The 18149-nt window shown below is 38.5% G+C and carries 18 protein-coding genes; all 18 read left to right on the top strand.

What is annotated here, in order from left to right; translation table 11 throughout:
- The first annotated feature begins 6 nt into the window (after nt 1–6).
- Nucleotides 7–951: a 50S ribosomal protein L11 methyltransferase gene (gene prmA / locus JFL43_RS00320; RefSeq protein WP_100794303.1), complete on the top strand. Its 945-nt coding sequence runs from the start codon at nt 7–9 to the stop codon at nt 949–951.
- Nucleotides 952–963: 12 nt separating this feature from the next.
- A complete protein-coding gene (locus JFL43_RS00315) occupies nt 964–1701 on the top strand; it encodes a 16S rRNA (uracil(1498)-N(3))-methyltransferase (RefSeq protein WP_200747477.1) in 738 nt (245 codons plus the stop codon).
- A gap of 15 nt (nt 1702–1716) precedes the next feature.
- Nucleotides 1717–3054 carry a tRNA (N(6)-L-threonylcarbamoyladenosine(37)-C(2))-methylthiotransferase MtaB gene (gene mtaB, locus JFL43_RS00310; RefSeq protein ID WP_200747476.1) on the top strand — a complete coding sequence of 446 codons (1338 nt, stop codon included), beginning with the start codon at nt 1717–1719 and terminating at the stop codon, nt 3052–3054.
- An 868-nt stretch (nt 3055–3922) separates the two neighbouring features.
- Nucleotides 3923–4591, top strand: coding sequence for a deoxyribose-phosphate aldolase (deoC, locus tag JFL43_RS00305; protein ID WP_200747475.1), 669 nt, complete (start codon nt 3923–3925; stop codon nt 4589–4591).
- Nucleotides 4592–4711: 120 nt separating this feature from the next.
- Nucleotides 4712–4885 (top strand): 30S ribosomal protein S21, encoded by a 174-nt coding sequence (gene rpsU, locus JFL43_RS00300; protein ID WP_097148319.1) that lies wholly within the window; start codon nt 4712–4714, stop codon nt 4883–4885.
- A gap of 208 nt (nt 4886–5093) precedes the next feature.
- Nucleotides 5094–7085, top strand: a complete 1992-nt coding sequence (locus JFL43_RS00295; RefSeq protein ID WP_200747474.1) for an ABC1 kinase family protein — start codon at nt 5094–5096, stop codon at nt 7083–7085.
- Nucleotides 7086–7242: 157 nt separating this feature from the next.
- Nucleotides 7243–8520 carry an NfeD family protein gene (locus JFL43_RS00290; RefSeq protein WP_407701926.1) on the top strand — a complete coding sequence of 426 codons (1278 nt, stop codon included), beginning with the start codon at nt 7243–7245 and terminating at the stop codon, nt 8518–8520.
- Nucleotides 8521–8540: 20 nt separating this feature from the next.
- Entirely contained in the window at nt 8541–9548 is a 1008-nt protein-coding gene (floA, locus tag JFL43_RS00285) for a flotillin-like protein FloA (protein ID WP_200747473.1), read from the top strand.
- 34 nt (nt 9549–9582) lie between these two features.
- Nucleotides 9583–10071 carry a hypothetical protein gene (locus JFL43_RS00280; RefSeq protein WP_100794295.1) on the top strand — a complete coding sequence of 163 codons (489 nt, stop codon included), beginning with the start codon at nt 9583–9585 and terminating at the stop codon, nt 10069–10071.
- A gap of 50 nt (nt 10072–10121) precedes the next feature.
- Nucleotides 10122–10364, top strand: a complete 243-nt coding sequence (locus tag JFL43_RS00275; protein ID WP_100794294.1) for a hypothetical protein — start codon at nt 10122–10124, stop codon at nt 10362–10364.
- Between the two features lies 1 nt (nt 10365).
- On the top strand, nt 10366–11490 hold the full coding sequence (locus JFL43_RS00270) for a sporulation protein YqfD (protein WP_100794293.1): 1125 nt from the start codon (nt 10366–10368) through the stop codon (nt 11488–11490).
- Nucleotides 11491–11492: 2 nt separating this feature from the next.
- A complete protein-coding gene (locus tag JFL43_RS00265; RefSeq protein ID WP_100794292.1) occupies nt 11493–12449 on the top strand; it encodes a PhoH family protein in 957 nt (318 codons plus the stop codon).
- A 190-nt stretch (nt 12450–12639) separates the two neighbouring features.
- Nucleotides 12640–14769, top strand: coding sequence for an HD family phosphohydrolase (locus JFL43_RS00260; RefSeq protein WP_200747472.1), 2130 nt, complete (start codon nt 12640–12642; stop codon nt 14767–14769).
- A gap of 17 nt (nt 14770–14786) precedes the next feature.
- On the top strand, nt 14787–15275 hold the full coding sequence (ybeY, locus tag JFL43_RS00255) for an rRNA maturation RNase YbeY (RefSeq protein ID WP_100794290.1): 489 nt from the start codon (nt 14787–14789) through the stop codon (nt 15273–15275).
- Nucleotides 15262–15624: a diacylglycerol kinase family protein gene (locus JFL43_RS00250; protein ID WP_200747471.1), complete on the top strand. Its 363-nt coding sequence runs from the start codon at nt 15262–15264 to the stop codon at nt 15622–15624. Before ybeY ends, JFL43_RS00250 begins: the two co-directional genes overlap by 14 nt.
- A 10-nt stretch (nt 15625–15634) precedes the next feature.
- A complete protein-coding gene (locus JFL43_RS00245) occupies nt 15635–16042 on the top strand; it encodes a cytidine deaminase (protein WP_200747470.1) in 408 nt (135 codons plus the stop codon).
- A complete protein-coding gene (era, locus tag JFL43_RS00240; RefSeq protein ID WP_100794287.1) occupies nt 16029–16940 on the top strand; it encodes a GTPase Era in 912 nt (303 codons plus the stop codon). The genes JFL43_RS00245 and era overlap by 14 nt, the downstream gene beginning before the upstream one ends.
- 19 nt (nt 16941–16959) lie before the next feature.
- Entirely contained in the window at nt 16960–17778 is an 819-nt protein-coding gene (gene recO, locus JFL43_RS00235; RefSeq protein ID WP_200747469.1) for a DNA repair protein RecO, read from the top strand.
- The last annotated feature ends 371 nt before the right edge of the window (nt 17779–18149 follow it).

Raw genomic sequence — 18149 nt, 5'->3', positions numbered from 1 at the left:
TTGCAAGTGAAATGGTCGGAACTATCCATCCACACAACTACTGAAGCGGTTGAAGCAATTTCAAATATTCTGCACGAAGCTGGAGCAAGCGGTGTTGTGATAGAAGATTCGAAAGACTATGCGAAAGAACGTGCAGATCAATTTGGCGAAATTTATGATTTAAATCCAAGCGATTTCCCTAAAGACGGAGTCATTGTTAAAGCTTACTTATCTGTAACAAGCTTCTTAGGTGAAACCATTGAAGAGATTAAACTTGCAATCAATAATCTTGTTAACTATGACATTAATATTGGACACAACAAAGTGACAATAAGTGAAGTTAACGAGGAAGATTGGGCAACTGCCTGGAAAAAATATTATCATCCTGTGAAAATTTCTAACCGTTTCACAATTGTCCCGACTTGGGAAGAGTATGAGCCAGTAAACAGCGATGAGCTTATTATTGAACTTGATCCAGGTATGGCCTTTGGTACAGGTACTCACCCTACAACTGTTTTATGTTTACAAGCATTAGAAAAAACAGTGCAGGAAACGAATACAGTAGTTGATGTTGGTACGGGTTCAGGTGTTTTAGCAATCGGAGCTGCAATGCTCGGTGCAAAGCATGTCCATGCACTTGACTTAGACGAAGTAGCTGTACGCTCGGCTGTCGAAAACGTCCAGCTAAATAAAGTTGAAGACCATATCGATGTTATGCAAGGCAATCTATTAGATACTGTTAAGGAACCTGCAGACATTGTTGTTGCCAATATTTTAGCTGAAGTGATTATGACTTTTACAGATGATGCTTACACGATTGTAAAACCAGGTGGCCTATTCATTACTTCAGGAATTATTGAAGCGAAGAAGGAAGATGTAAAAGCATCTTTAGAAAAAGCTGGCTTTACGATTGAAGAAGTGATGATGATGGAAGATTGGGTAGCAATTATTTCACGAAAATCAGTAAATTGATGGAGTGTTACTATGCAACGATATTTTATAAATGAATCTTTCGATAATCAATTAGCTATTATCAGTGGTGAAGATGCACACCATATTTCAAAAGTGATGCGTATGCGTATAGGCGAAGAAATTATTGTCGTGCATAAAGGCGTGGCAACAATCTGTCGAATTGCGGACTTAACTGAGCAAGGGGTTCATGTAGAAAAGACAGAAAAGATACTCCCTTCTCCTGAACTACCAATTCAAGTAACGATTGCTTGTGGTTTGCCAAAGGGCGACAAGCTTGATTTAATCGTCCAAAAGTCAACAGAGTTAGGAATGTATGCATTACTTCCTTATGAAGCTGAACGTTCAATCGTCAAATGGGATGGAAAAAAAGGTAAGAAGAAGCAGGAGCGCTTACAGAAAATTGCAAAGGAAGCGGCGGAGCAATCGCATCGTACGCATATTCCAACAATTGAAGAGCTTGTAAGCTTCTCACATTTGCTAAAAAAAGTATCGGAATATGATGCCGTTTTCTTAGCTGATGAAGAGGATGCCAAACAACTTGAACGTACGCGGTTTGCTGACCAATTGAAAAAGGTGTATGATTATAAGTCAATCCTTGTCATATTTGGTCCTGAAGGTGGTATTTCTCGAAAAGAGGCTACTGCTTTACAAGGATTAGGGTGTCAATGCATTTCTTTAGGACCGAGAATTTTACGAGCTGAAACAGCACCGTTTTATGTACTATCCGCAATTTCTTATGAATTTGAATGAAAGAGGTGACGAGCCTTGTCTTCAGTGGCTTTTCATACATTAGGATGTAAAGTGAATCACTATGAAACAGAGGCAATTTGGCAACTGTTTAAAGATGAAGGTTATGAACGCAAAGAATTTGACCATCAGGCAGATGTCTATGTAGTTAACACTTGTACGGTAACGAATACAGGAGATAAAAAAAGTCGCCAAGTTATTCGCCGTGCTATTAGACAAAATCCTGATGCCGTTATTTGCGTAACAGGATGTTATGCTCAAACTTCTCCAGCAGAAATTATGGCAATTCCCGGTGTGGATATTGTCGTCGGTACACAAGACCGTACAAAAATGATTGGTTATATTGAGCAATACAAGAATGAACGTCAACCAATTAATGCTGTACGTAACATTATGAAAAATAGGATTTATGAAGAGCTTGACGTACCGTATTTTACTGACCGTACGCGTGCTTCATTGAAAATCCAAGAAGGCTGTAATAACTTCTGTACTTTTTGTATTATCCCGTGGGCACGTGGTCTAATGCGCTCTCGTGATCCACAAGAAGTGATTCTACAAGCTCAGCAACTTGTTGATGCCGGTTATTTAGAAATTGTCTTAACAGGAATCCACACAGGTGGTTATGGTCAAGACTTAAAAGATTATAATCTAGCACAATTATTACGTGACTTAGAAGCCAAAGTAAAAGGCTTAAAACGTCTACGTATTAGTTCGATTGAAGCGAGTCAATTATCGGATGAAGTGATCGAGGTACTTCGCGATTCTAACATCGTCGTAAATCACTTACATATCCCCATCCAATCTGGTTCTGACACTGTACTTAAACGTATGCGTCGTAAATACACGATGGAATTCTTCGGTGAGCGCTTAGACCGCTTACGTGAGGTATTACCACATTTAGCTGTTACTTCTGACGTTATCGTTGGTTTCCCAGGTGAAACAGAAGAAGAATTTATGGAAACATATAACTTCATCAATCACCACAAATTTGCTGAACTGCATGTATTCCCATACTCTAAACGTACAGGGACACCAGCAGCTCGTATGGAAGACCAAGTCGATGAAGAAGTGAAAAATGAACGCGTACACCGTTTATTAACACTAAATGACCAACTTGCAAGAGATTATGCTTGTCAGTTCGAAACTGAAGTATTAGAAGTGATTCCAGAAGAACGTATTAAAGAGGGTGCCGAAGCAGGGCTTTACGCCGGCTATTCGGACAACTACTTGAAAGTCATCTTCGAAGGCGATGAAGAGATGATTGGTAAACTAGTAAAAGTGAAAGTTACTAAAGCTGGCTATCCGCATTCTGAAGGGCAATTTGTACGTGTAATAGACGAAGTACTGGCAAATTAAACGATATTCAAACAACTTTTTATTATAAACCTCACCAAAATCGATTTTAAAGTCGATTGGTGGGGTTTTAATTTAGGTAAATTTAGATTACAGCCATTAATGGTTTCTCACAATTTGTTGCGTACGCAAAATAATAAGAATAAATGATTAAAATAAGCTGTATCTGTGCATATTATTTTATCTATCGATGTTATAGTATTAAGAAATTTGATTGATGAGGAATAAGTGTATGATGTACTTTTGTCAGTACAACGCACTCAATTTATCGCTTAGTACAGGAGGAATTTTTCACGAAACGTGTAGAAAAAAATAGCATTAATCACTGGTAGAGCATCAGGCATCGCTTTATCAGCAGCGATATTATTAGCTACAGACGCTGCTATTTTTATAGCAGGCGAGTTGATTAACTAATTTCAACCAGCACTATTAAAGTGGTAGGTTGATTTCCGCTACGGGATGCTCGCTTTCCGCGGGCAAGCACCGAGCCGTTTCCTTCGCTAAGTGCAGGGTATCGGTTCTCTTACATTTCCCGCAGGAGTCGTGCACCCTCCGCTATAATCAATTAAAAAATGTAGTAACATACGTTAGTATTGAACATAAAAAACATTTTAACGATAAATAATACCCTAATATTTCCCTTATCAACACACCTGTTTTTATTGTAAAGAAATGATATCCTATCATATAAGTTGACATCTAATATCGGAACTAACACTATCTCGAAACGTCATAAAAAGTAAAGACATACTAGCAAAGATAGTTTCCTCGAGGTAACTATCTTTGTTTTTGCTTAAAGTTGGAAAGGAAACTATAACCATGTTAAGATGAAGTTGTACGTACAACTATGTAACTAAAGGAGTTATTATTTATGACTAAAAACTATGCATTATTAATCGATCATACATTACTGAAACCCGAAGCGACAAAAGAACAAATTGCAGTATTATGCCAAGAAGCCAGAAAATATAACTTTGCTTCTGTATGTGTAAATCCTGTTTGGGTAGCAGAATCTGCAAAACATCTTGAAGGTGCTGAATCAGTCGTTTGTACAGTTATTGGTTTCCCATTAGGTGCGTCAACTAGTACAACGAAAGCATTTGAAACAAAAGATGCTATTGCAAATGGTGCTAGTGAAATCGATATGGTTATTAATATTGGTGCACTAAAATTAGGTCAGCTTGATGTTGTTAAAGCAGATATTCAAGCCGTTGTTGATGCAGCGAATGGTACTTTAGTGAAAGTAATTATAGAAGCATGCTTACTTACAGATGAAGAAAAAGTAATAGCTTGCAAATTATCACAAGAAGCAGGCGCTGATTTTGTGAAAACGTCTACTGGCTTTTCAACTGGTGGAGCAACACCAACAGATATTGCGTTAATGCGTAAAACTGTTGGGCCAGATATGGGCGTAAAGGCTTCAGGCGGTGTTCGTAGTTTGGAAGATCTTGAAGCTATGGTTGAAGCAGGAGCTACTAGAATCGGTGCAAGCTCTGGCGTGAACATTATGAATGGATTAAAATCAGAATCTGAATATTAATTCAAGCATGAGTATTGACCAATTTGTATCAATAAGGTATAATTTTTTAGTACACAGCATTAACATATTTTTTGTGGTAATGTTCGTATTCGATGTGTGTTCGGAGGGAGGGAAAAAGAGATGTCAAAAACTGTCGTTAGAAAAAACGAATCGCTTGAAGATGCTCTTCGCCGCTTCAAACGTACTGTTTCTAAAAGTGGTACAATTCAAGAGGTTAGAAAACGCGAATTTTATGAAAAACCTAGCGTAAAACGCAAAAAGAAATCAGAAGCTGCACGTAAACGTAAGTATTAATTTTATTTCCTAGACAATCCCTACGTTAAAAACACGCACCATCATGATTGATTAAAATTGCAAATAACCTAAACCGAGAAATCCTTGTGATTTCTCGGTTTATTTTTGTGCTATATTTGTATATTGCTTCTGACGAGCGTTCGTTTGGCGATCTATGTTTTAATAGAAATAGAGAGAAGGTAATTAATAGAATGCGTAGGTGATGGTGATGCATTATATATGGATGGCTTTACAATTTATTGCAGTAGGCTTCGTCATTTATGTAGTTAGTGGTCGTTTAATAGGCACGAAACTAAATTTTCTCAAAAGAGTACTTTCTGCCACTCTTAGTGTGGTTTTTACAACTTTTGTCTATTGGTATTCTTATTTACGACATACCGATTATAAAAACGAAGACATGGTGCAAGCGGTGACAAATGTTAGTACGCTTGTATGGATTGGCAGTATGCTTTTAATCGCCATGTTATTTTATTTAATATTAGAGCTATTTGACCCCATTCAGCTAGGTGCTAAAGGTGAACGGTTGACTGGACAAAAAAATATTGTCACAAGATTTCGCAGTCGTTTTCATCGGCAAAAAAGGCTAGTGGAAGTGTTTCAAATCGCCTTTAAACACGGCATTGGTAAGGCGTTGAAGTATAAACGTACTTATGAAAATGATCGTTATTTAGCCATTGCACTTCGTAATATGTTGGAAGAATGCGGTGGTATCTTCATTAAATTCGGGCAAGTTTTATCTGCGCGTAAAGATATTTTTCCTACTGTTTTCATCGAGGAATTATCCAAGCTTCAACAACATGTCAAACCGATGACTACTGAACAAGTAGAGAAGAGGTTGGAACAAGATTTAGCCATGCCGATTTCACAAGTATTCCGTAGTTTTAACAAGCAGCCGATTGCTTCAGGTTCTATCGGTCAAGTACATAAGGCTGTTTTACAGGAAAATGGCAAAGAGGTTGTTGTCAAAATATTGCGAACAGATATCAGATCTATTATGCATAAGGATTTAGATATTTTACTGCATTTTTCAAGTTGGCTTGTAGAAGAATCAACATGGGCGGAAAATTTAGGCTTCCATCAGCTTGCGAAAGGCTTTGCTAATAGTTTACTAGAGGAAATTAATTTTGAGATGGAAGAACGCAATATGGAGCAAGTTTCTAATTCGCTTTCTAAAAGTAAAAATAATGTTAAAATTCCCCATGTTTATAAGCAGTACAGCAATGAATATGTATTAGTTTTAGAATACATGCATGGTGTCAGCATTTATGAATACCAAAAAGTTTTAGAAAGTACAAAAGTGAAAAAGTATGATTTACTTAGTTCCATTTATGATAGCTTTTTAGAGCAAATGTTAGTAGCTGGTGTCTTTCATGCGGACCCGCATCCAGGTAATATTTATGTACTAAACAATGGTACGGCTGCATTTTTGGATTTTGGAGCAGTCGGTAGACTTGGTCCGATACAGCAAAAGGGCTTGAGAACACTGTTTATTGGTATTGAGCGTAATGATCCGGGTATTGTATTAGAAGGTCTGAAAACGTTAATAGAAAATCCTGATGGAATGGATGAAGAAGGATTATTGCAAGCTTTAAGCCAATTGTTAATTCAATTGCAGTATTTAGATAAAATATCAACTGAGGAGCTTGTGCAGACGCTATTTACCGTTATCCAGCATTATGAATTGAAGCTCTATCCTATGGTAGGTGTGGCTTTGCGCGCATTAATCACATTAGAAGGCACGCTAAATGGTGTAGATTCTACTTTCGATTTATTTTCAGAGGCAAAACATTTTACAGCTAAAAATAAAAGGGCATTTGTGTCCATTTCGAGCGGGACAGAACTAAAAGAACATTTACAACAAGAGCTTATCATGTTATTACCTATGCTCAACCAGCTGCCAAGAAAGTTAGATCATATTACAACGAGGCTAGAGAAGGGCCAAATGAAGGTTAAGCTGGATATGTTCTCTAATAAAGAGAATACGTTATTTATATCACAATGGTTCTCGCTTTTTATTTTATTAATGGTTGGTATTACGTTTGGGGTTATTTCTGTAGCACTTTTAGCGATTTCGCAGTTCATCGATACAGCTTATGCTGTTTATTTGAATACGGTATCTTATTTAGGGTTATTTTTAAGTGCTGTATTACTTGTGAGATTGTCTGTTCAAGCGATCCGAAATTCAAAGCGCGCGTTATAAAAGAAGTAAAATCCGTCTTCCATTTGAGGGCGGATTTTTATTTGCAGTAATTTTGAAACTTTTATGCTGTATAACCGTAAATTAAGTATGGCATGATACATAGTAGAAGGGAGGGGAAAAGTTGCAGCAATTTAAAAAGATCCGACTGTTATTTACGATGCTCATGTTCTTCATATTACTTTTACCACTTACGCCAGTTTTTGCGAAAAGCGAAGTGTACCATGTGCCGGTGGAAAAAGAAGTAGAGAAAGGTTTACATGCATTTTTGCAAAGAGCGTTTAAAGAAGCAGATGAAAGCGGTGCCAAGGCAGTTGTTTTGGAGATTCATACACCAGGTGGATTTGTTAATGCAGCGGGAGATATTGCGAAGCTAATGGATGAAACACCACTCCGAACAATTGCTTTTATAAATAAAGATGCTCACTCAGCGGGTGCATTTCTAGCATTGCATGCCGATGAAATTTATATGGTTCCTAACGGTACAATAGGAGCAGCGGCAGTTATTGATTCTGCTGGGAATATGGCAGATCAAAAAGCGAATAGTGCATGGTTAGCACAAATGCAAGCAGCGGCAGAAACATCTAATCGAGAACCTAAATATGCTCTAGCTATGGCTGATGTATCTTTTGCATTACCAGAATTTAGAGCGGCAGAAGGGAAATTATTAACGCTGACAGCAAGTGAAGCGTTAAAAGTTAATTATTCTGAAGGAACTGTCTCTTCGTTGCAAGAACTACTAGTGAGAACGGGTTTAGACGGAGCAGAAATTGTAGAAATTGATGTATCTTTTGCTGAGCAATTAGCTAGATTTATCACAAACCCAGTTATTGTCCCTATACTTTTATCAATTGCTAGTTTAGGATTAGTATTAGAGTTATACTCACCAGGTTTTGGTGTACCAGGGGCTATGAGTATAGTAGCCATTATTTTATTTTTCTTCGGCCATTTAGTTGCTGGATTTGCTGGATATGAATCCATCGTATTATTAATTGTCGGCATTATACTAATAGTGGCGGAATTTTTCTTACCTGGTGGTATTATTGGCTTTTTGGGTTTTGGCGCGGTAATTTTAAGTCTATTATTAGCTGGTGCTAATGTGGCCCATATGGCTTATTCGATACTAGCGGCTCTATTAGTAGCAGTTATAGGAATGGTGATTCTAATGAAATTCTTCGGTAAAAAGATGACGATGCTAAACAAGATGGTGTTGAAAGACGCAACAGATACAGAGCAGGGTTATGTATCAAATGTTAACCGCGTAGAGCTTATTGGCAGAGAAGCTGTTACTTCAACACCTCTAAGACCTTCAGGTGCAATTATGCTTGAGGGAGAAAGAATTGATGTCGTCTCTGAAGGCGGTTACATCGATGCACAAAAGAAAGTCAACATTATTAAAGTTGAGGGACCTCGTATCGTTGTAAGAGAGGTACTCTAAATCTAAGGAGGATGTATTAAATGGCAGCATTAACAGCTGGATCGATTTCGGTAATAATCGGAATTGTTGTCGTATTTATAATTTTAGCCATATTATTTACTTTCGTTCCTGTTGCACTGTGGATATCCGCATTAGCAGCCGGTGTAAAAGTAAGTATCTTCACATTGATTGGTATGCGTTTACGTCGAGTAATTCCATCGCGTATCGTCAATCCGTTAATTAAAGCACATAAAGCAGGTTTACCTGTGACGATTAATCAATTAGAAAGTCATTACCTTGCAGGTGGTAACGTAGACCGTGTTGTAAACGCGTTAATCGCGGCTCACCGTGCTAATATCGAATTAACATTTGAACGCTGTGCAGCAATCGATCTTGCAGGTCGTGACGTATTAGAGGCTGTTCAAATGTCGGTTAACCCAAAAGTAATTGAAACACCATTTATTGCTGGTGTTGCAATGAACGGGATTGAAGTAAAAGCGAAAGCACGTATTACAGTACGCGCGAATATTGAACGTCTTGTCGGTGGTGCGGGTGAAGAAACAGTTGTTGCTCGTGTAGGTGAAGGTATTGTTAGTACAATTGGTAGCTCTAAAAGTCATACCGATGTACTAGAAAACCCTGATATGATTTCCCAAACTGTCTTATCTAAAGGATTAGATTCAGGTACGGCGTTTGAAATCTTATCGATCGATATCGCGGACGTTGATATCGGTAAAAACATTGGTGCAGAATTACAAATTGAGCAAGCGCAAGCGGACAAAAATATTGCACAAGCGAAAGCTGAAGAACGTCGTGCAATGGCTGTAGCAAACGAACAAGAAATGGTTGCCAGAGTACAAGAGATGAAAGCGAAAGTAGTAGAAGCTGAAGCTGAAGTTCCGTTAGCTATGGCAGAAGCACTTCGTACAGGTAACTTCGGTGTTATGGATTACATGAACTATCAAAATGTGCAAGCTGATACAAGTATGCGTGATTCAATAAGTAAGATTAATAAAGATTCACCTGATCACACTAATGACAATCAATAAGTAAACGTCAACCTATAGGAGGGAGGCACTTCCATTGGAAGGAATCATCCTGTTATTAATTTCACTAGCTATTGGTGCCATTTTCAAGGATAAAAAAACTGAAGATAAACAAGCGCCAAAAAAACGCCCTGTTCAAAAACCGCAGACTACTCAGCAAAGACCTACGCAACAACGAAAGCCTGAGCCTGCGAGAGCAGAACGTTCGCGTAGCTTAGAAGATTATGCGAAAAAAGTTTTCAGTGATCTTGAAAAACAATTTGGTGAACAGCCAAAAGTTAAAACAGCAAAAGAATTTGTAGAAGAAAAAGTAGTGCCTGTTCAGGAAAGAGTTCGTGTTGCGGATAGTTCGAGAAATTCGGATAGCCCAAGATCTACACGGCCGGCCATGTCTCGCATGAAAGAAGCACCCAAAAAGGCGAAACAAACCGATAAAAGTGCATTTAATTTCCCGCAAACTCAAAACGAATTAGTACAATCCATTATGATGGCCGAAATATTAGGTCCACCAAAATCGAAGCGCTAATACATGACCCCCGCTCTCTTTGCATATGCTATAGAGAAGGGGGTTTTTGTATGTCGAAACGGCTTTTTCAGCTACTGCCTCTTATCGAAATTGAAAACTTCCAAACGATCCAGTTAAGAGGGAATATTACAATCCAGAAAATTAGTGAACAACAGGTAGCATTTATGCATGAAGATTTTATTATTCATATTCAAGCAAAAGAGCTGCAAATCCAAGTGCTAAAGGACGAGCTCGTTGCTTTGAAAATGAATCATTTAGAAAAAATGACAATCGAAAAATGGCAGGAGAGTTAGCTTGCAAAGGCATGGATGGAATAATCGCAAACTGGAGTTAGAAGTGACGCAAAATGATCGCCTTCCTGGATTTTTACGGGCTTTAGCAAAGGCTAATATACCTCTTAAGAAGATGAAAACAACGAAGCACCATGTGACATTTCAAACGACGCGTAAGCATCTACCAGTAATTCGTAAGCTCAGACGCAAATATCATATGAAAATGACGATAGACTGGCTCGATGAAGAAGTTATTTTACGTAATGAATGGCTCGTGCATATAGGTTTATTATTACTAATCATCGTGCCATTATGCGCATCGCAATTCATCTGGTCAGTCGACATTGATGCTTCTACTCCGGAGCAGGAGGAAGAGCTGCAAAAGAGTTTATATATATTGCAAATATCCCCGCCATTTTTAAAGAGTAAGCTACCAGACGAAACAATTATTAGACAACAGATTTTACAAGATCAGCGAGAGTTATCCTGGGTGCATATTCATCAGGAAGGAAGCAATCTCACCTTTTCACCAATCCCTTCTCCAAAGTTAGAAACTGAGATAGTAGAAAAAGAACAACCGAGTCACTTAATTGCTAAAAAGAGTGGAGTCATTACACATTTTAACTTAACGAAGGGAGAACGTGCTGTAGAGGAGAATAAGGCCGTTTATACGGGTGATTTGCTCGTCACCGGTATATTAAAGCAAGGTGAGAAAGAAATCGTCTACGGAGCTGAAGGGGAGGTATTTGCGGACTACTGGATAGAGGCGTCGTTCACATTACCAAGAACAATCGATTATAAAGTTCCAGGTGAGCGACATTATGAGTTAAGGTGGAAAAAAGACAAAGTAAAAAAGGGTGATGACTGGCAAAATGTGAAGCTACCAAAATGGTTAGCCAAGTACGTCGAGCTTTCAGTCACGCAACAGAGTACAACAAAACAGCTAAAATTAGATGAGCAATCGGTCGAAAAAGTACTATTACCGCTTTTGCATCAAAAATATGTCAATGAATTGCCATCTAAAACGGTCATGAAACGGGAAAAACTTTTGCAGGTTGCTATTGATAATGATACAGTAAAGGGGAAAGTATTGTTTTTGGTAAACGAAAACATTGCAGTTAAACAAGTGATTTATCAAGGAGATTGAGCATGCTAGAACAACAACCAACCCAATTAAACGTGCAAGATCCTAACGAAGCAGTAATGCTTTTAGGTATATCAGATGTAAATATGAAATTGATTGAAACGGCTTTTAATGTGCAAATCATTACACGTGGTGAAACAATTCATATTGTCGGTGATGAAAGCCAAAAAGACGATGCAACGAAATTACTAGAGCAATTGTTAAAAGTTATTCGAAAAGGTATTAATATTAACCAACGCGATGTTTCAACAGCACTTGAAATGGCTAAAAACGGTACGATTGAATATTTTGCGGAGCTATATGATGAAGTGATTGCCCGAAATACAAAGGGGAAAATGATTCGTGCCAAAACGATTGGTCAGCGCGAATATATTCAAGCGATAAAAAATCGTGATTTAACTTTTTGTATCGGGCCTGCTGGAACGGGAAAAACGTATTTAGCGGTAGTCATGGCAACACAAGCACTAAAAAATGCTCAGGTGAAACGGATTATTTTAACGCGTCCTGCAGTAGAAGCTGGCGAAAGCTTAGGTTTCTTACCAGGCGATTTAAAGGAAAAAGTCGATCCGTATTTACGTCCTTTATATGATGCTCTGCATGATATTTTGGGCGCTGAACAAACGACACGCCTAATTGACCGTGGAACGATTGAAATTGCGCCACTTGCTTATATGCGTGGACGTACGTTAGACGATGCTTTCGTCATTCTAGATGAAGCTCAAAATACAACGAAGGCACAAATGAAGATGTTCTTAACTCGTCTTGGCTTCGGCTCGAAAATGGTTATTACAGGTGATAAAACGCAAATTGACTTACCAAAAGGTGCAATATCAGGTTTAACAAATGCTGAGTACACTTTACAGGGTGTTAAGGATATTCATTTCCAAATCCTTGAGCAAGGCGATGTTGTTCGTCATCCACTTGTAGCGAAAATTATCCAAGCGTATGAAGAGGAAAAATAATGTATTAGACTACGCAACGCTCATTATCTGAGTGTTGCGTTTTGTTTTTATACGGCATGAACTTTGTCAATTTTAAATTAAAATTCTCAATTAAATATATTTTTTTATAATATATAGAAATGTAAACTATATTTTTTGTGAAAAAAATGTCAATTGTTGATATGATAGTCTATAGATAGGAGGTGGCTGTATGGATGCTTTTCTAAAAAAGCTAATGCAGTACTTTCGTTTTCCGGTATTACTAGCCATCATATTAATAGTTACAGGCATTTTGCAATTTTCACTTATGCTTGGAAATGTGAGAGGCGAACATTTTGATTTAAAACTATTTCAATTATCGCCGGATACGATACGATCGATTAAAACGGTAGAAGATACAGTAAAAACGGAGGAAGATAGAGAGCAAGTAGCCAGCGAAATAAAGCCTGTTTATCATTATTCCGCAGAAATTGCGACAAATCGTGCATCGATGATCAAGTCGATCTTTGACTATGTATTAGAAGTAAAGACGTCGATTGAAGACGGACAATCTAAAAAAGAAAAAGAAGCTGTTACGGAACAACGTGTAACAGAGCTGCGAAAAAAATTAATTGCATTAAAAACAGATGGGCAAGGCTTGCAGTTCACCGACCAGGAATTGACAACGTTGTTTGCGCTAGATAATGATTCTTTACGTAAAACGCGTGATGAGTTAACTGCCATGGTGAAGGAGCAGTTGTCTGGGCCAATTCGTTCAGAACAGGTATCAGAGGTAAAAGCGAAAATCGATAAGGAAATCCGAGAAAAAGCTGATTTCCCAGAAGTAATTCGTGCAACACTTATATCGATAGGCCGTTTTTCTATCATGGAGACGGAAAAGCAAGATACAGATTTAATGAAGGAACAAGTAGAGCAAGCTAAGGCCAATATTGATCCGGTGCGTATTTTGCAAGGTCAGATTATCGTGCAAGAAGGGCAAGTGATTGACCGGGATGTGTTCCGCCAGCTAGAGTTAGCGGGAATGCTAGCTGAGCATACATCATTTAAACCGATTGTTGGTCTAGTTTTATTAATCATTTTACAAATGTCGTTTTTCTTTGCTATATTCAACAACTGGAAAGCGGAAGACAGAACAAAAACTCGGGATTTAATCATTACAGTGATGATTTACTTATTATCAATTGTCGTAATGGAATTATTGGGTCTTGTATCAAATGAATTTGACGTGATGATCGGTTTCCTTTTCCCTGTTGCCATGGCACCAATGCTGATTAGGCTACTGATTAATGAACGTATCGCCATTATTATGACCATTATGACTGCAGTTGCAGCCGGTGTCATTTTCCAAGAGGGCTATGCAACTGTTATTCAAATGGAAGTGTCTTTATACATTATTTTTGGTGGACTTAGCAGTTTGTTTTTTATTAAAGGGATTGAAAGACGTTCGCGAATTTTACAAACAAGTATGAGTATCGCCTTAGTGAATGCGACGTTCATCACCTTCTACTTACTGCTGACACAATCTACATATGGCATGAGGGAATTGGCGTATTATTTAGTCGCCGCAATCGTTTCTGCATTATTGTCTGGGGCACTAACTTTAGGGCTATTACCATTTATCGAGTCTGCATTTGGTATGCTATCATCCTTTAGATTAATCGAGCTATCCAGTCCTAATCATCCATTGTTAAAAAAGATTTTAGTAGAAACACCTGGTACTTATCATCATAGTGTGATGGTAGCAAATCTTGCTGATGCTGCATGTGAAGCGGTTGGAGCAGATGGTTTGCTTGCAAGAGTGGGTTGCTATTATCATGATATTGGAAAGACAAAACGCCCAGGATTTTTTGTGGAAAACCAAATGGGGACGATTAATCCTCATGATAACTTGCCAGCAAAAACGAGCCGCGATATTATTATCGCACACGCTGAGGACGGAGCTAAGCTGTTGGAATCGCATAAAATGCCAAAAGAAATTATAGACATTGCACGCCAACATCACGGGACAAGTCTTTTGAAATTCTTTTATTATAAAGAGAAGGAAGAAAATCCTGCTGTAGATGAAGCAAGTTATCGTTACCCTGGACCGAAGCCACAAACGAAAGAAATTGCTATAATAAGTGTAGCGGATAGTGTAGAGGCTGCTGTTCGTTCGATGAAAGAACCAAATGCGGAGAAAATCCAAAAGCTGGTTCATGCCATCACACAAGATAAATTACAGGATGGCCAGTTTGATGAATGCGATCTTTCCATTCGTGAGCTGAAAACGATTGAAGCTGTTTTTTGCGAAACGTTAAATGGTATCTTCCATTCACGTATCGAATATCCGAAGCCAAAATAAGCCTAGGAGGCAATCATATGAGTTTAAACATTGATTTTTTAGATGAAACATCCCAAGTAAAGGATTCTGATATCGAGCTAGTAGAGAAATTATTACAACATGCTGCGACAGTTGAAAATATTGAAGATGAAACAGAATTATCAGTAACATTTGTAACGAATGAGGCGATTCACGAAATTAATCGTCAGTACCGCCAAAAGGATGCGCCAACAGATGTCATTTCCTTCGCACTTGAAGAAATGGGTGAAGGTGAAGTAGAAATCATTGCAGAAGGTATGCCACGAATTTTAGGCGATATTATTATTTCAATCGACCGTACAAAAGAACAAGCTGATGAATATGGACATTCATTTGAACGTGAATTAGGATTTTTAGCTGTTCATGGCTTCTTACATTTACTTGGTTATGATCATATGGTGTCAGATGATGAAAAAGTAATGTTCGGCAAACAAGATAAAATTTTAGAAACTTACGGCTTAAGCCGTGATGCTGATGGACATTCGTAAACTTTTCAAATCATTTCGTTATGCATTTCAAGGAGTTTTGCATGCATTTCGTGAGCAAAATTTCCGTTTCCACGTATTAGTAGCTATCATGGTTATTAGTGCTGGATGGCTAACAGGATTATCGCAAACGGAGTGGTTTGTGATTATTATTGTCATCGCCATTATGCTCACCCTTGAAATGCTTAATACGGCAATTGAGAGAGTAGTGGATCTTGCCACATCCGAAATACACCCGCTTGCCAAGCAGTCCAAGGATCTTGCAGCAGGTGCTGTACTTGTATTTGCATGTGCAAGTGCTATAATCGGAATACTCATCTTTCTGCCAAAATGGATGAATTTATTGACGTGAGGTGCTTCAATTGAACAAACTTGAATTAATGGAAGAATCTAAAAAAGGGCGCGAAAATGCGTATGTTCCTTATTCGAAATTTAAAGTAGGTGCAGCACTACTGACAAAAGACGGTAAAGTTTACCGTGGCTGCAATGTCGAAAATGCTGGATACAGTATGACGAACTGTGCAGAGCGTACAGCAATGTTCAAAGCTGTTTCCGAAGGCGACAGAGAGTTTTCAGCATTAGCTGTTGTTGCAGATACCGAAGGCCCTTGCTCACCATGTGGTGCATGCCGCCAAGTTATTGCAGAATTTTGTGCACCAGATATGCCAGTATACTTAACAAATTTAAAAGGCGATGTTCAAGAAACGACAGTTCGCGAACTTTTACCAGGCGCCTTTACACCGGAGGATTTAATGAATGCAGGAAAATAATCAATTCAAATCAGGCTTTATCTCAATTATTGGTCGACCAAACGTAGGGAAGTCAACATTTCTAAATCATGTCATCGGCCAGAAAATCGCTATTATGAGTGATAAACCCCAAACAACTCGTAACAAAGTACAAGGTGTTTTCACACAAGATAACAGCCAAATGATTTTCATCGACACACCAGGGATTCATAAACCAAAGCATAAATTGGGAGAATTCATGTTAAAAGTGTCTAAAAACACGTTGCGTGAAGTGGATGTTATTATGTTCATGGTCAACGCAACTCAAAAGTTAGGGAAAGGCGATGAGTTCATTTTAGAAATGCTTGAAGGCAATGAAACACCTGTCTTTTTAGTTATTAATAAAATTGACCAAGTGCATCCGGATAACCTATTACACACAATTGAAGATTATAAAGAGAAATATGATTTTGCTGAGATCATACCAATTTCTGCGCTACAAGGTAGTAATGTCGATCGTTTACTTGAGACGGTTGAAAAGTATTTACCTGAAGGACCTCAATATTACCCAGCTGACCAAGTAACGGATCACCCTGAGCGCTTCATCATCTCAGAATTAGTACGTGAAAAAGTATTGCACTTAACACGTGAGGAGATTCCACATTCAATCGCAGTACAAGTCGATAAAATTTCAAAAGAAGAAGACAAAGAAATGATTCGTGTCATGGCTACAATTATTGTAGAACGTGATTCGCAAAAAGGGATTGTCATCGGGAAAAAAGGAGCTCTATTGAAAGAAGTAGGCACCCGCGCACGTAAAGATATCGAAATGCTTCTAGGTAGTAAAGTATACTTAGAACTTTGGGTAAAAGTGCAAAAAGATTGGCGTAACAAAGCATCTCAATTACGCGACTTTGGTTTCCGAGAAGACGAATATTAAGATAGGGAAGTGAAGGCAATTGCTGAATAAATGGGAAGGCATTGTCTTAAAAACACAACCATATGGCGAGACCAATAAAATTGTCACGTTTATGACGCGAGAAGCGGGCAAGGTGACGGCAATGGCTCGTGGTGCGAAAAAACCATCAAGCCGTCTAGCCTCAGTTACGCAACCATTCACATATGGTTCCTTTTTAATACAACAAGGACGTGGTATGGGCACTGTGCAACAAGGAGAACCGCTTGAATCGATGCGTCATATTCGTGAAGATATTGTAGCAACGGCCTATGCAAGTTATGCGGTTGAACTCGTCGATCGTTTAATTGAGTCAGAAAAAGCGGAGCCCTATGCTTTTGAAGTATTAGTGCAGGCATTACGTGCCATTGAAGAAGGATATGACCCAGAAGCTATTTCTTTGTTTGTTGAATGGAAAATGCTTCCCTTTACAGGCGTACAGCCGATTTTGCATGAATGTGCAAGCTGTAGCGCTATTGATGGGGAATTTGCCTTTTCCTTCACACAAGGTGGCTTCCTTTGTCATCGTTGTTTCCACAAGGACCCGTATATTATTCGCCTAACACCAACTCAACTAAAGCTCATCCGTATGTTCTACACTGTGCCGATTGAGAAAATAGGCAAGCTGACGTTAAAAAAAGAAACGAAAAAGTTTATAAAAAAAATTGTTACAACAATTTATGAAGAACAAACAGGGCTACGTTTAAAATCGAGGTCGTTTATCGACCAACTTGAAAAGACACCCCTACTGTTCGGAGCAAATTTTGACGTTAAAAAAGAATCACCTGAAGAAACAGAAAACCCACAAGTGGACGAAGATTGATTCGCTGCTTGTGGGTTTTTGTGTGTTGTTGGGGCTAAAGTTTTGCCCTAAATTGCTAGCGTACTCTATTATTGTTGATTTTATAATAGAAATATTTTGTTGCAAGCGCGGAATGTGGTTCCACGAACTTAATGGTGTTTCCTATGCTCGAAATATAGAGTTTAATGCTCATTTTGGATATTCTAACCAAATAAAAAGACTACTCCACATTAAAAAGTGTGGAGTAGTCTTAGCGTGCTGCTTCAGCATTAAAGTGAGATATCCAGCTACAGCGGCCAGACTCTCGAGGTCACTTGGGCCCACAGGATGTGGGTCATGCAACCGTTGCGGCAGGACGCCGCGAACTTAGGTTGCCTTCCTTTTTTCTCGGT

It is taken from the genome of Viridibacillus soli, from assembly GCF_016612995.1.
Lineage (GTDB): Bacteria > Bacillota > Bacilli > Bacillales_A > Planococcaceae > Viridibacillus > Viridibacillus soli.
The sequence above is the reverse complement of the archived record's forward strand: the minus strand, read 5'-3'. Positions and strand labels throughout refer to the sequence as shown.